The sequence below is a fragment of the Ensifer sp. 1H6 genome (assembly GCF_001976035.1).
In the GTDB taxonomy this organism is placed as follows: domain Bacteria; phylum Pseudomonadota; class Alphaproteobacteria; order Rhizobiales; family Rhizobiaceae; genus Ensifer; species Ensifer canadensis.
Genome location: NZ_MOAI01000003.1, coordinates 1 through 14,845, shown reverse-complemented (window position 1 = coordinate 14,845; position 14,845 = coordinate 1). Strand labels below are relative to the sequence as shown.

General features: G+C 60.6%; 10 protein-coding genes, 3 tRNA genes and 1 pseudogene. 9 read left to right on the top strand and 5 right to left on the bottom strand.

Annotation, left to right across the window (positions count from 1 at the left end):
• Positions 1-120 precede the first annotated feature (120 nt).
• Positions 121-2,931, bottom strand: coding sequence for a ribonuclease E/G (locus BKP54_RS04565; protein WP_084814296.1), 2,811 nt, complete (start codon positions 2,929-2,931; stop codon positions 121-123).
• An 837-nt stretch (positions 2,932-3,768) separates the two neighbouring features.
• On the opposite strand from BKP54_RS04565, the gene BKP54_RS04555 reads away from it, so the two are divergent.
• From BKP54_RS04555 to prfB, 3 genes and pseudogenes are all read left to right on the top strand, one after another.
• Complete coding sequence (locus BKP54_RS04555) at positions 3,769-4,932, top strand: N-acetylmuramoyl-L-alanine amidase (RefSeq protein WP_225906184.1); 1,164 nt, start codon at positions 3,769-3,771, stop codon at positions 4,930-4,932.
• 357 nt (positions 4,933-5,289) lie between these two features.
• A pseudogene (locus BKP54_RS04550) lies at positions 5,290-7,742 on the top strand (penicillin-binding protein 1A).
• Between the two features lie 97 nt (positions 7,743-7,839).
• Positions 7,840-8,971, top strand: a protein-coding gene (prfB, locus tag BKP54_RS04545) for a peptide chain release factor 2 (RefSeq protein WP_107027587.1) whose coding sequence is annotated in 2 segments (ribosomal slippage) — positions 7,840-7,908 and positions 7,910-8,971 — 1,131 coding nt in all. Because the reading frame shifts where the segments join, the coding sequence is not laid out codon by codon here.
• 142 nt (positions 8,972-9,113) lie between these two features.
• Here prfB and BKP54_RS04540 read toward each other — a convergent pair.
• Complete coding sequence (locus BKP54_RS04540) at positions 9,114-9,623, bottom strand: hypothetical protein (RefSeq protein WP_025426645.1); 510 nt, start codon at positions 9,621-9,623, stop codon at positions 9,114-9,116.
• A 113-nt stretch (positions 9,624-9,736) separates the two neighbouring features.
• Entirely contained in the window at positions 9,737-10,510 is a 774-nt protein-coding gene (locus BKP54_RS04535) for an NAD kinase (RefSeq protein ID WP_057211412.1), read from the bottom strand.
• Positions 10,511-10,669: 159 nt separating this feature from the next.
• Here BKP54_RS04535 and BKP54_RS04530 point away from each other — a divergent pair.
• Positions 10,670-10,745 (top strand) — tRNA-Thr (locus BKP54_RS04530).
• Positions 10,746-10,864: 119 nt separating this feature from the next.
• On the opposite strand, the gene BKP54_RS04525 is transcribed toward BKP54_RS04530, so the two are convergent.
• Complete coding sequence (locus tag BKP54_RS04525; RefSeq protein WP_025426647.1) at positions 10,865-11,806, bottom strand: LysR family transcriptional regulator; 942 nt, start codon at positions 11,804-11,806, stop codon at positions 10,865-10,867.
• A gap of 138 nt (positions 11,807-11,944) precedes the next feature.
• On the opposite strand from BKP54_RS04525, the gene BKP54_RS04520 reads away from it, so the two are divergent.
• Together BKP54_RS04520 and BKP54_RS04515 are read left to right on the top strand one after the other, a co-directional pair.
• Positions 11,945-12,565: an FMN-dependent NADH-azoreductase gene (locus BKP54_RS04520; protein WP_025426648.1), complete on the top strand. Its 621-nt coding sequence runs from the start codon at positions 11,945-11,947 to the stop codon at positions 12,563-12,565.
• Positions 12,566-12,694: 129 nt separating this feature from the next.
• Positions 12,695-12,991: a hypothetical protein gene (locus tag BKP54_RS04515; protein ID WP_025426649.1), complete on the top strand. Its 297-nt coding sequence runs from the start codon at positions 12,695-12,697 to the stop codon at positions 12,989-12,991.
• 179 nt (positions 12,992-13,170) lie between these two features.
• Here BKP54_RS04515 and BKP54_RS04510 read toward each other — a convergent pair whose 3' ends face one another.
• Positions 13,171-14,046, bottom strand: a complete 876-nt coding sequence (locus BKP54_RS04510; protein ID WP_025426650.1) for an RNA methyltransferase — start codon at positions 14,044-14,046, stop codon at positions 13,171-13,173.
• A 218-nt stretch (positions 14,047-14,264) separates the two neighbouring features.
• Between BKP54_RS04510 and BKP54_RS04505 the strand changes: the two genes are divergently transcribed.
• The 3 genes from BKP54_RS04505 to BKP54_RS04495 all read left to right on the top strand — a co-directional run.
• A tRNA-Tyr gene (locus BKP54_RS04505) sits at positions 14,265-14,349 on the top strand.
• Between the two features lie 23 nt (positions 14,350-14,372).
• Positions 14,373-14,446, top strand: a tRNA-Gly gene (locus tag BKP54_RS04500).
• Between the two features lie 272 nt (positions 14,447-14,718).
• A partial coding sequence (locus tag BKP54_RS04495) for a GTP-binding protein (protein WP_244910400.1) occupies positions 14,719-14,845 on the top strand: 127 nt, incomplete at its 3' end.

Genomic DNA, 14,845 nt, shown 5'->3' with positions numbered 1-14,845 from the left:
TTGCGAAGCCCTTGATTCAAACTCGCAGCGAATACACGCTTTCGATTGTCTCCAAACGGAAACGAAAAAAGCCCGGACCAAGGTCCGGGCTTTTCTGTTCGTCCGAAGTTCAGGCGCGGCTTAGAAGAAGCCGCGGCGCTGCCACCATCCGCCCTTCTTGGGCTTGGACTGGTCTTCTTCGGTGCCTTCGTTCTTGTTCGTGACCGTCGAGGTCAGCACCGGTTCCGATGCGATCGTCGAAAGGTCGCGGTTCGCTCGAGCAGGCTTGCCTTCTTCGAGGTCAGCGGCCGTTTCTTCGATTGCTGCCGGCACCGGCTCAGCCGCTTCCGGCTGTGCTTCGACCGCGGTCTGTGCTGCCTCGTCGGCACTGACGACAGGCTCCTCAGCCTTGACGGCCTTCTTGCGTGTACGCTTCGGCTTGGCGGCCTTCTCGACGACCGGTTCCACCGCTTCCGCGACGGTCTCGGCTTCGGCAACGACGGCTACCGCTTCGACCTCGGCTTCTACGGGTGCTTCCGCGTCGCCTTGCTCGCCCGCTTCGCCGTCGCCGGATGCAGCAGCCTGCTCCTCGCCTTCGACTTCACCTTCGCCGAGTTCTGGTCGGTTGCGACGGCCACCGCGCTTGCCGCGACGGCGACGCTTGCGCTTCTGTTCGCCATCGGCGGTCAGCGCATCCGTATCGTTTTCGTCCTCGTCGGCATCGCTTTCGGATGCGTCATCGGCATCTTCAGTCGCATCGGCGTCCTGTGCGGTCGCACCTTCCGCCTGCTGGCTGCCCTTGCCGCGACGGCGGCGACGACGCTTGCGCTTGCGGCCGTTCTGATCGTCGGCCTGGGCCGCAGCCTTCGGCTGCTCCTGGCGCTGTTCGACGACGACTTCTTCTGCTTCTTCCTCGTCGAGATCCTCTTCGATCACGATGTCATCGTCTTCTTCGGGCTCGGGCTCGAAGTGCAGAATCTGTTCGATCTTGACCGGGTTTTCGACCGGCTCGCCGCGATCGATCGCGAAATGCTGCGCGCCGACATGGGCGTCAGCCTCGATGATGATCGAGACGCCGAAGCGCTGTTCGTAATCCATGATCGTGGCGCGCTTCTGGTTGAGCAGATAGAGCGCGATATCGGGGATCGTGCGAACGGTGATGTTGTGGGTGGTGTTCTTGAGCAGATGCTCTTCGATACCGCGCAGGACATGCAGCGCGACCGAAGACTGCGAGCGGACGTGACCCGTGCCGTTGCAATGCGGGCAGGTCTGCATCGTCGATTCGAGCACCGAAGCGCGAATGCGCTGGCGCGACATTTCGAGCAGACCGAAGTGCGAGATGCGGCCGACCTGGATGCGGGCACGATCGTTCTTCAGGCAATCTTTGAGCCTCTTCTCGACAGAGCGGTTGTTCCGCTTTTCTTCCATGTCGATGAAGTCGATGACGACGAGGCCAGCAAGGTCGCGAAGCCGCAGCTGACGGGCCACTTCTTCGGCGGCTTCCAGGTTGGTCTGAAGCGCCGTGTCCTCGATCGAATGCTCGCGGGTCGACCGACCGGAGTTCACGTCGATCGAAACCAGGGCTTCCGTCTGGTTGATGATGATGTAGCCGCCCGACTTCAGCGTCACCTGCGGCTGCAGCATCCGGTCCAGCTGCGCCTCGATACCGGAGCGCGAGAAGATCGGATGCACGTCGCGGTACGGCTGGACCACCTTGGCGTGGCTCGGCATCAGCATCTTCATGAAGCCCTTGGCTTCCTTGTAGCCTTCCTCGCCGGAAACGACGATCTCGCTGATGTCCTTGTTGTAGAGGTCGCGGATCGAGCGCTTGATCAGGCTGCCTTCCTCGTAGACGAGGCAGGGGGCCGTGGAGTTGAGCGTCAGCGTGCGGACGTTTTCCCAAAGGCGCATCAGATATTCGAAGTCGCGCTTGATCTCGACCTTGGTGCGGTTGGCACCGGCCGTGCGCAGGATGACGCCCATGCCCTGCGGCACTTCGAGGCCACGCGCAATTTCTTTCAGGCGCTTGCGGTCCTGCAGGTTGGTGATCTTGCGGGAAATGCCGCCACCACGGGCCGTGTTCGGCATCAACACCGAGTAGCGACCGGCGAGCGACAGGTAGGTCGTCAGCGCTGCGCCCTTGTTGCCGCGCTCTTCCTTGGCGACCTGAACGAGCAGGATCTGGCGACGCTTGATGACTTCCTGGATGCGATACTGCTTGCGCGGCTTGCGGACGTGACGATCCGGAACCTCTTCCATCGCGTCTTCGGCGCCGACCGACTCGATAATTTCCTTTTCGCCGTCGTGGTTGTCGTCATCATCGTCGTCGTCATCGCGACGGCGGCGGCTGTCGACGTCTTCCGAGACCGAATCGGTGTCGACCATGGCGGCCATCTCGCCACCATTGCTTTCTTCGCCGCCATCGGCCTCTTCGGTCGCTGCAGCTGCAGCGGCCTCTTCGGCGATTCTCGCCTTGGTGCGGCGTGGGCGCTTCGGCTTTGCCTTGGGCTTCTCGGCGGGCGCATCGACCTCGACGACAGCTTCGGCTGCCGTCTCGGTGACGACTTCCGTTTCAGCGGCGATTTCCAGATCGACCGGAACGCTGAGCCCGCTCTGGGTCGGCGTTGCCGTCTCAACGTGCTCGACATCGTCGTCGCGGCGCGCTTCTTCGGCTTCCGCCTTCAACAGCGCCTGACGGTCGGCGAGGGGGATCTGGTAGTAGTCGGGATGGATTTCGGCGAAGGCCAGGAATCCGTGGCGATTGCCGCCGTAGTCGACGAAGGCCGCCTGGAGCGAAGGCTCCACTCGCGTTACCTTTGCCAGGTAGATGTTGCCGCGGATCTGTTTCTTGTGTTCCGATTCGAAGTCGAATTCTTCTATGCGGTTCCCGCGAACGACAACGACGCGCGTCTCTTCAGAGTGAGACGCATCGATAAGCATTTTCTCTGCCATCTAAGTTGTGCTCCTCGGCGCGACAACGGAACGGGCGGCAGACGTTCTTCCATGGGAAGACTGCCACTCGCGTCAGAGGTTGCGCCGGATGTGAAAGGTCCTGTCTGGTGCAGGTGATGGTGCAGCAGCCAGATGGCAGCCGGAACGGTTACGTTCCGGGGCCTCTTTACTTCTGACCGATACCGCTGAGTCAACATCAATGACCAAACAAGAATGCCAATGTCAAAGGTCTCATAAAGACCCGATGAATGCGCCCGCTTGCGGGCTTGCCGGTGAAAAATCACCGCTAAGAACTCCGGCCACCGCCGGAAATTTACGATCCAGTGTACGGGGAGGAAATGCAGCGACGGCGGATGAACACCTTGCGGCCGCGGAAAGATGATACGGTTGCAACCGGCAATTCCGGCTCGATCACTCCCTGGCGCCAAGCTCTGGAAAGCTCCGGCTGCCCGGCCCACGATTCTATCCCGTCAACACTTTCTCCTTGTGATGCTTTTATGTTTTCTATGTCACATTGGCAAGGGAAAAGCCTGTGCCGCCACAATAATGATCGATTCGCTTGCCCCGGTAGAGTAGGTCGGGGAACGGCGAATCATATGCCTTGGCCGCGTTGCGTAAGGAGCGCTGTCAAGCTTTGGTTAACCATAAGGGTTCATTGATCAAGGGATGTCGCGGTATGTGTGGGCGGACGCCCGGCGCTTTGACCGCTCGAATTTCGTGGATTGACGGAGAGACCGGGTGAAGCCTTCGGCTAATCATATGCACGCTTCACTGTTGTCGACACTGCTGCGCGGCGGCGCGGGCGTCACGGCTTCAGTGTTCGTTGCAGGCGTCTTGATGATGACCGGACCGATAGCATACGCCGCCGAGTCGGCACCGTTTCTGGCATTCGGCGCACGGGTTGCCGGTGACGACGCGCGCACACGTGTCGTGGTCGAGTTCGACCGCAAACCCGACTTTTCCATTCATTATGTGGCAAACCCCGTGCGTGTCGTCGTCGATCTGCCGGAAACCGCCTTTGGCCTGAAGGCCGAGAGCCTCGAGCCGCGGGGATTGTTCGAGGCCATCCGCTATGGCGGCATGGGCGCCGGCAGTTCTCGCCTCGTGTTGTCGGCAAAGGGGCCGGTAGCGGTCACCCATGCCGAAGTCATCGAGCAAGAGGGCGGTAAGAGTTATCGCCTGGTCATCGATGCCGAGAAGGTCGACCAAACCCGGTTCGACGCGCTTCTTGGGGATCAGCAGTGGACGGGCTCGGTGGTCTCGGCAAAAACGGATCGGCCGACAATTGCACCTGCGCAAAAGACCGGTGCATTCGTGATTGCGATCGATGCCGGCCACGGCGGTATCGACACCGGCGCGATCGGCAGCGGCACCAAGACCGAGGAAAAGCATGTCACGCTTGCCTTCGCGCAGGAGCTTGTCGCCACGCTCAACCGCGAAGGCGGCATCGAAGCTTTTCTGACCCGCGACAAGGACGTTTTCCTGTCGCTGCCGCAACGCGTGCAGATCGCCCGCAACAAAGGCGCCAATCTGTTTATTTCGATCCATGCCGACACATTGAGACAGAAGGACATTCGCGGCGCCACCGTCTATACGATTTCCGACAAGGCGTCCGACCATCTGGCGGCCGACCTGGCGCAGCGCGAAAACCTTTCGGACGAGATCGCTGGCGTACCGCTCCAGAGCGAGCCGGCCGAAGTCGCCGATATCCTGATCGACCTGACGCGCCGCGAGACCCAGGCTTTCTCGGTCAACATGGCACGCACTGTCGTGTCGTCCTTCGAGGGGCAGATCAACCTCATCAACAATCCGCACCGTCACGCGGGCTTCCGTGTCTTGCAGGCGCCGGATGTTCCGTCGATCCTGCTCGAGCTCGGATTCATGTCGAACAAGGACGATGAGAAGCTGCTGCTCGATCCGGAATGGCGCAAGAAAGTGTCCGGCCTGCTCGCCGTTGCCGTGAAGCGCTACCGCGAACAGGCTGTCGCAAACGGCGGCTGAGATCCGGTCGCGATGATCTGTTTGACGGCGCAGCATACGATGTGATTTGTGTCGCCTCGGTAACAGCGATATGCTTTTCAACAGGATGCGCACTCGATAATCGGAAACAAGCCCTATTTTACGCACAATCCGGGACCTAACCCGAATTGCGCCCGGATTTGTTGGGAAACAGTGTTGATGCCCGGTGGCCCTCGCCATATGAGGAACTGGGTGGGCGCGTGTAGCCGCAATGCCAGACGATTTCTGATAGAAGCGTTTGGCCAGGCCGACGAAATGCGGACCGTTGGGACGGGAAGCGTCTCGATTGGCTTTTGCGGCCTGGCGATTGGACGATAATAAGGTACCGGTATCTGACTGATGATCAGACTGATTGGATATTTCTTCGGCATTGGTGCGTTCTTGCTGCTCGGTGTCGCCGCGGCCGTTGCCATCTATCTCGGCAGCGTCACCAAAGATTTGCCGGATTACGAGGTATTGGCGAAGTATTCTCCGCCGGTCACCACGCGCTTTCACGCCGGTAACGGCGCGCTGATGGCGGAGTACGCCCGCGAGCGGCGTCTCTATCTGCCGATCCAGGCGATCCCGGACCGTGTCAAGGCGGCATTCATTTCGGCCGAAGACAAGAACTTCTATCAGCACCCGGGCGTCGACATCACCGGTCTCGCGCGTGCCATCACCGTCAATCTCCAGAATTTCGGATCGGGTCGCCGCCCCGTCGGCGCGTCGACGATCACGCAGCAGGTGGCCAAGAACTTCCTGCTTTCGTCGGACCAGACGATCGACCGCAAGGTCAAGGAAGCGATCCTCTCCTTCCGTATCGAGCAGGCCTATAGCAAGGACCGTATTCTCGAACTCTATCTCAACGAGATCTTCTTCGGCCTCAATTCCTATGGCATCGCCGGTGCAGCACTCACCTATTTCGATAAATCGGTGACAGAACTGACCATCGCAGAAACTGCGTACCTTGCGGCTCTGCCGAAGGGTCCGGCCAACTACCATCCTTTCCGCAAGGTGGATGCTGCGATCGAGCGACGCAACTGGGTCATCGACCGTATGGTCGAGAACGGCTACGTCACCAAGACCGACGGCGAAGACGCCAAGAAGCAGCCGCTCGGCGTCAATCCTCGCCGCGGTGGCGCACATCTCTTCGCATCCGATTTCTTTGCCGAGGAAGTGCGTCGGCAGATCATTCAGAAGTACGGCGACAACGCGCTTTATGAAGGTGGCCTTTCGGTCCGTACCTCACTCGATCCGCGCATGCAGATCGCCGCGCGCAAGGCGCTGCAAGACGGGCTGCTCAGCTATGACGAACGCCGCGGTTTCCACGGTCCGGTCAAGTCGATCGAGATCGGCGGCGACTGGGGCGAGCCGCTCGGCAAGGTCGTGTCCTTGGCCGACGTGCCGGAATGGAAGCTCGCTGTCGTGCTTTCGGCCGATGGTCAGGGTGTCGAGATCGGCATCCAGCCGGACAAGGAAGCCTCCGGCAAGATCATCGCAGAACGCGTGACCGGTCATATCTCCGCAAAGAACATGCAGTGGGCCTATCGCTCGGCCGCTGGCGAACGCAAATCCGCCAAGTCGCCTGAAGGTGTGCTGGGCCCGGGCGACGTCGTCTATGTCGAGCCGTTGGCAGAAAAGGGTGAATACCGCCTGCGTCAGCCGCCGAAGGTCCAGGGTGGCCTCGTCGCGATGGATCCGCAGACCGGCCGCGTGCTGGCGATGGTCGGCGGCTTTTCCTACGGTCAGTCGGAATTCAACCGCGCGACCCAGGCGATGCGCCAGCCGGGTTCCTCGTTCAAGCCGTTCGTTTATGCTGCTGCGCTCGACAACGGCTATACGCCCGCATCCGTTATTCTCGATGCGCCGATCGAAATCGTTGCCGGTGGCCAGGTCTGGCGCCCTGAGAACTATGGCGGCGGCTCGGCCGGCCCGTCGACGCTGCGCCTCGGCATCGAGAAATCGCGTAACTTGATGACGGTTCGCCTTGCGAACGACATGGGCATGAACATCGTTGCCGAATATGCCGAACGCTTCGGCATCTACGACAAGATGCCACCGCTGCTGGCGATGTCGTTGGGCTCGGGCGAAACGACGGTGCTGCGCATGGTTTCGGCCTATTCGGTTCTTGCCAATGGCGGCAAGCAGATCAAGCCTTCGCTGATCGACCGGATCCAGGACCGCTACGGCAAGACGATCTTCCGTCATGAAGACCGGACCTGCGACAACTGCAACGCGGCTGATTGGGGCAACCAGGAAGAACCTGTCTTGACCGACAACCGCGAACAGGTTCTCGACCCGATGACCTCCTACCAGATCACCTCGATGATGGAGGGGGTGGTCCTGCGTGGCACCGCCGCCGGCAAGATCACGCTCGATCGCCCTGTTGCCGGCAAGACCGGCACCACCAACGACGAGAAGGACGCCTGGTTCGTCGGCTACACGCCTGATCTCGTCGCCGGCCTCTACCTCGGCTTCGACAATCCGGCCCCGCTCGGTCGCGGCGCGACAGGTGGCAGCCTTGCCGTGCCGATCTTCAACAATTTCATGCAGGAAGCCGTCAAGGGTTCGCGCCCGGGCAAGTTCGTGGTGCCGGAAGGCATGAACATGATCGCCGTCAACCGCAAGACCGGCATGGCGGCCTACGAGGGCGAGCCGGACACGATCATCGAAGCCTTCAAGCCTGGCACCGGCCCGGCCGATACCTTCTCGGTCATCGGCGCCTCGACCAGTACGTGCCGCCGGAGGAAATTTTGAAGAATTCCCCGCAGGCAAACCAGGCTGTCACATCCGGTTCCAACGGCCTGTTCTAGGCCCTTTCCCAGTCTCCCGATGCCCGCCGCCTTTACATCAGCGGCGGGCATCGCTATTTGACGCTCACGTTAAATCGGGTTCACAAGAAGCAGGATCATGCGCAGCGAAATCGAGAACATTGTCGACGAAATCAAGCAGGCCATAAGCCTGCTGAGGAGGCATCTTTGACTGGGATCAGGCGGTAAGACGACTGGACTGGTTGAATAACAAGGCGGAAGATCCGTCGCTCTGGAATGATGCGGCCGAAGCGCAGAAGCTGATGCGCGAGCGCCAGCAACTCGACGATGGCATCAACGGCCTGCGCCGTTTCGAGCAGCAGCTCAGCGACAACATCGAACTGATCGAGCTCGGTGAAGAAGAGGGCGATGCCGCCATCGTTGCCGACGCCGAACAGGCGTTGCGCGAACTGCGCAATGAAGCGGCCAAGAAGCAGGTCGAGGCGATGCTGTCCGGCGAAGCGGACCAGAACGACACCTATCTCGAAGTGCATTCCGGTGCCGGCGGCACCGAGAGCCAGGATTGGGCCAACATGCTGTTGCGCATGTACACCCGCTGGTCCGAGCGCCAGGGATACAAGGTCGAACTGATGGAAATTCAGGACGGCGAAGAGGCTGGCATCAAATCGGCCACACTGCTCGTCAAGGGCCACAATGCTTATGGTTGGCTGAAGACCGAATCGGGCGTCCACCGCCTGGTTCGCATCTCGCCCTATGACAGCAACGCGCGTCGCCATACGTCGTTCTCTTCGATCTGGGTCTATCCGGTTGTCGACGACTCGATCCAGATCGACATCAACGAGAGCGATTGCCGTATCGACACCTATCGCTCGTCGGGCGCCGGCGGCCAGCACGTCAACACCACCGACTCTGCGGTGCGCATCACGCATATGCCTTCCGGTATCGTCGTACAGTGCCAGCAAGAACGTTCTCAGCACAAGAACCGGGCCAAAGCCTGGGACATGCTGCGCGCCCGCCTTTACGAGTCCGAGTTGAAGAAGCGCGAAGACGCGGCCAACGCCGAAGCAGCATCGAAGACCGATATCGGCTGGGGCCACCAGATCCGCTCCTACGTGCTGCAGCCCTACCAGCTGGTCAAGGACATGCGCACCGGCGTCGAAAGCACGGCGCCGGGTGATGTACTGGACGGCGAGTTGAACGAGTTCATGGAGGCAGCCCTTGCCCACCGCGTCAGCGGTGGTGCTGATGCCGTCGTGGATGATTTGAACTAGTCTGGCACTGCTCGGCGCTCGTGTGCCGGCATGACGTAGGACGTACGGGACGAAGAAGGCCGGGTGTTTTCATCCGGCCTTTGTTTTTGGCTTAGAGCGTGGCACGCAAAGTGCGCGCGGTCATTGGAGATCGCGATGCGCTTCAGTTCGATGCCCGCTCGACCTTGATGTCGCCGAGATCGTCGATCAGGACCGTCCAACTCTCCGGCTCGCGGGCGGCAGGGTCGGTCTTCAGATAAACGGTCGCGAACATGCCGGGCTGCGCGGTCACGCCTGTGGATGTTTCCGGCCGTATGTCCGTGACATAAGCCCTCAGCGACGAGAATTCCTCGAGTTCGGCGGATGAGACGACTTCCGGCCCAGCGGGCGTCGCCTCGATCTGCTGCAGGTGAATATGTGCGGTGCCGTCCTGTTGCCGCAGCGCGATCAGCTTGTAGTAGCCGCGCCGTGCGCCTTCGGCACTCTTCGGCTTAGTGGTTGCTTCCGCCTGCGTGCCGTTCGGGTCCAGCGCCGAAAGCCGATCGCCGCTTTCTTCCCAGTAGCCTGTGCTGGTGACAAAGGTCACTTCGGGCGAAACCACGCTCGCATCCTCGGCATGGGCGTTCGCGCCGGCCATGGCGAGAAGAAGCGCAAGGAGGAGAGGCTTGTGCATTGCTTTTGATTTCCCGTTCGAACTGCGACGCGGCGCTGGCTGCAAAATTGGTCCTTCGCCGATGATCCGGCGATCGCGGAAATCATACCATATCGCGCGTTCAGAACGTCGGCTCAATTGGAAAATTGCTCGGCCAGGATGCGGTCCGACCAGGAATGATCGGGATCCGAGAGAATGCGGGCGGTCATGTTTTCCGATTCGGCGATACGCACCTTCGCCACCGACTTGACCTCCTGGTGGTCGGCAACGGCGTTGACCGGGCGCTTGTCGGCCTCGAGGATTTCGATCTCGACGGTGACATGGTTTGGCAGCAGGGCGCCGCGCCACCGCCGCGGACGGAACGGGCTGACGGGCGTCAGCGCCAGAAGAGGGGCTTCCAGCGGCAGGATCGGACCATGGGCCGAGAGATTATAGGCGGTGGAGCCGGCGGGCGTGGCCAGCAGCAATCCGTCGCAGGTCAATTCCTCGAGCCGGGTCTTGCCGTCGATGACGACGCGCAGCTTGGCTGCCTGGTAGGATTGCCGGAACAGATAGACCTCGTTGATGGCGAGCGCCGTGAATGTCGCGCCTTCACCGTCAGTGGTCTGCATCTCCAGCGGGTGAAAGGCATTCTCGACGGCATTGCAGATGCGCGCCGTCAGATTTTCGGTGCTGTAGCGATTCATCAGGAACCCGACAGACCCCCGGTTCATGCCATAGACGAGCTTGCCCGAATTCATCGTCTGGTGCAGCGTCTGCAACATGAAGCCGTCACCGCCGAGCGCGACGATCACGTCGGCCTTGTCGGCCTCATGATCGCCGTAGATGGCCTTCAGATCAGCCGCCGCCTTTTGCGCCTCTTCCGCTGGAGAGGCAAGGAATGCGAGGGAAGTGAACGTGCGAGCCATGAATTTTCAGTCCGTTCAACATGTTGAGCATCGCCGCGGTGGCCGAGCCTAGGCTTCGTTTCTGGCACGGCCTGACCCTAAACGCATCTGAAAAATTGGGAGAATTCGCAATTTTGCTTTACACGCTGTGAGATTATGATAACTCCCACCGCTGAAAGTGCCCTTATAGCTCAGTTGGTAGAGCACCTGATTTGTAATCAGGGGGTCCCGGGTTCGAGTCCTGGTGGGGGCACCACTTTTTCAATTACTTGCTGGATTTTTGACCGCCTCATGAGGCGGTCGTGTGCTTTTTGGCGAAATCACCGCTATTGCGGCCAGGCACCACGCGACTTGTCGGCCGGTTGGCACAGCGTTTCAGATATCGAACGTCCCAGCGCCCCGGGGCGTGATCTCTCTGCATTTTTGCAGGGCGTTCAGCAAATTGTCGGCGAGGTAGTCTATCAGGGCGCGCGTCGCCGGCAGCATGCCGTGGCGTGAGGGGAAGACGAGGTGGACGACGACGTCGCCCGAGCTCCATTCTGGCAGCACCGGGGCAAGCACGCCGGCGCGGAAGGCGCGTTCGCAGATGTGGTCGGGCAGCAACGCTACGCCCATGCCCTCGATCGCTGCGCGCTCGAGGATGAGGAAATCGCTGCAGCCGATGATCGGCCGGTGCGAAATTTCGGTGGTGTTGCCTTCGCTATCGACGAGGCGCCAGACGTCGGTGGCGTGCTGCTCGTTCATCGACAGTGTCGGCATCTCGTTGAGATTTTCGATGGTGACGTCGTCGAAGCGGGTGAGCAGGGTGGGGCTCGCCGCCAACCTCTGGCGCACTTCTCCGAACCTGCGAATGATCAGCTGATTGTCGGTGTCCAGTTGATCGCGGGCGCGCAACGCCACGTCGATCCTTTCCTCGATCAGATCGATCCGCCGGTTGGTGGCAGTAATCAGCAGGCGAACGCCGGGATAACGGCGATGGAACGCAGGCAGGATGTCGGCGAGCATCGGCGTGAAGCCGAGCGGGCAGGCGAGCCTGACCGTACCGGTCGGCTCGGCCTTGACGGCGGCGATCTCGGCCTCTGCCACGGCAACGCCATCGAGCAGGCTCTGGCAATGTTCGTAGAAGACGCGTCCGATCTCGGTAACGCGAAGCTTGCGCGTCGAACGCTCCAGCAGCCGGACGCCGAGCTGCTCTTCGAGGCGCGCCACGTGTTTGCTGAGCTTGGATTTGGGGATATTCAGATCACGCGCCGCGGCACTGAAGCCGTTGTTGCGCACGACGGCCGCGAAGAGGGCGAGGTCGTTCAGGTCCTGCATCTATTTCCGTCTCCCATCGCCGATCGCGGTCTCACTGTTTCTATCCGGAAACAGTATGTCAAATAACCGCTGACTTATCGCGCGATTGTTTTCCAATCATATGTGATGCACCGCAACGCCAACACAAAGGTGCTTCACATGAACGTCCTTCACATCGACTCCGGTATTCTGGGTGATCACTCCGTTTCCCGTCGCCTGACGGCGGCGATCACCGCTCAGATCAAGGCAGACCGTCCGGATGCCAAAGTTGCCTACCGCGATCTCGCCACCAGCCGGATCCCGCATCTGACCGGCGCACAGATCATGGCGCCTGCCGATCTCGCAGGTGTTGACGCCGACCTGGCTGCCGAAGTCAAGATCGGCCGCGAGATGCTCGAAGAATTCCTGGCTGCCGACACTGTCATCGTCGGCGCGCCGATGTACAACTTCTCCATTCCGAGCCAGCTCAAAGCCTGGATCGACCGTCTCGCCGTGAACGGCAAGACCTTCCGTTACACCGAATCTGGCCCGGAAGGCCTCGCCAAGGGCAAGAAGGTTATCATTGCTTCGACCCGCGGTGGCCACTATTCCGCCGGCCCGGCTTCGGCGATGGATCATCAGGAATCCTACCTGAAGACGGTCTTCGGCTTCTTCGGTATCACAGACGTCGAATTTGTGCGCGCCGAGGGCCTGAACCTCAGCGCCGACTCCAAGCAGTTCGCGATCGCCGAGGCAGAAAAGACCATTGCCGAAGGCACTGTCCTTCGTCTGGCCAGCTAAAACAAGAGTTCATCGGATCACGTCAGTGGTCCGATGAAGGGGCGTTGGCCCCATTGCGGACGGTGCCGGTTGAGCATGCAGCCGGCATTGTCCGTTTTCGTGTCAGCGGATCTGTATTATGATGCGCTCATGAAAGACCGGCGGAGAAGGCCCTTGGCTGTCATCGCTGCGGTGGTCGCGCTGGTGGCCGCCGATGTCGGGTATGCGTCGCCGCCGGACACGCGCTGCACCTGCCGCAATCGCGATGGCTCGAAATACGAGCTCGGGCAGATCGCCTGCCTGCGCGTCGGCGGCATTTCCTATCTTGCGCGCTGCGAGATGAACCTCAACGTCACCACCTGGAAGAAGCTTCGCGACGGATGCCCGACGGCGAGCAATCAGAGCCTATGGCTTCGAGTTGACGAAGATATAGCGACGCGTTTCTGACGACAGCAATGGCGTGCATCGCAGCTGCTACACGGGGATCGGTTCCCCAGCGTCGAGGTAGACACCCGCGGATGCTTCCGGTATCGCCAATCAATGGCTCTATTCGGCGGGCTAGCCTCTCCGGCTTCAAGTAGCCGGAGAGCTTCACAGGTGTTTGGCGATCTTAACGACCGGCCGTCTTATTTGCTCAGGAACTGACGCGCCGCATACATGGCGATCGCTGCCGCATTCGACACATTCAGCGACTTGATTGCGCCGGGCATGTCGAGGCGGGCGAGCGCCTTGACGGTCGACCGTGTCTTCTGCCTGAGACCCTTGCCCTCCGAACCAAGCACCAGCGCGACCTTGTCGCCGGCGAAGGTGCCTTCGAGCGGGGCCGGTCCTTCCGAATCGAGCCCGATCGTGTGGAAGCCGAGGCGGTGCAGTTCGTCGATCGTGTCGGCGAGATTGGTGATCTGGATATAGGGGATCATTTCCAGGGCGCCGGAGGCTGATTTCGCAAGAACGCCTGATTCGGTCGGGCTGTGACGGATGGTGGTGATCAAGGCGCCAGCATCGAACGCAACGGCCGAACGCATGATCGCGCCGACATTGTGCGGATCGGTGACCTGGTCGAGCACGAGAATGAGCCTGGATTCGCTGAGTGCCTCGAGCTTGCGCAGCGGCAGCGGCTTGGTTTCAAGCATCACGCCCTGGTGAATGGCGTCGGGCCCGAGGATCTTGTCGAGGTCCTGCGGCGCCACGGTCTCGACCGGGAAGGGAAGTTCGGAGAACTCGCCGAGCTCCAGACGCGTCGCAGCGTTCTGGGTCACGCACAGGCGAACGATCTTGCGCGCCGGGTTGTCGAGTGCCGCGCGAACGGTATGCAGGCCATAGAGCAGCACCTGTTCGGGTGCGAGCACGGGCGGCTTCCAGTCGCCCGGCTGCTTGCGCCAGCGATCCTGCTTTGGCGTCGGAATTTCTCCGCGCTCGCGCTTGGCGTCGCGGTGGGCGCGTCTGAGAGTGGCGTAATGGGTGTTCTTGGCGCTCTTGTCGCCCGTATCATCTTTGCTCATGCCTGCCTTATAGAGCGCTTCGCTTGGCCTGGGAACGGAATTCGATAGTGGTGGACAAAGCGGACCTGTGGAGAATTTCACAAATTTTCCGTTCTGGCGTGTTGACAGGAGCAAGGCGGGCCGTCATATACCCGGCGCAGATCGAGAGGCGGCAACGACAAATCGCTGGATGTCTCACGATCTCAAATGCTTGGTCGACTTGATCCCGACAGAATAATGGAGGGATGCCCGAGTGGTTAAAGGGGACGGACTGTAAATCCGTTGGCTCAGCCTACGTTGGTTCAAATCCAACTCCCTCCACCATTCTGCTTCTGGATCGAAGGCCCGCGGGTATAGCTCAATGGTAGAGCAGCAGCCTTCCAAGCTGAATACGCGGGTTCGATTCCCGCTACCCGCTCCAGCAGCGCGCTGACGTTTTCTCCTTTTTAATGCGACGCTTCAACTGCTCATCGTAAGCTGTTGTTTGTTCTTTCGTCACGCGACGAAGTGATTCGGGAATCTGCCCGGCTTGCATCTTCGATGCGCCATTCTTACATGAGGTAGGAAAAGGCGGCCGTGGCCGGTCCGGGCGTACGCAATTAAGTCTTGCGCAAATCCCTTGAAACCCTTAAACGGCTCCACAAACCGGCCCCGCCGGCTGATCAATCATACTTGACCACAGGAAACGTACCCATGGCAAAGAGCAAATTTGAGCGCAACAAGCCGCACGTTAACATTGGCACGATTGGCCACGTTGACCATGGCAAGACGTCGCTGACTGCAGCGATCACGAAGTACTTCGGCGAGTACAAGGCGTACG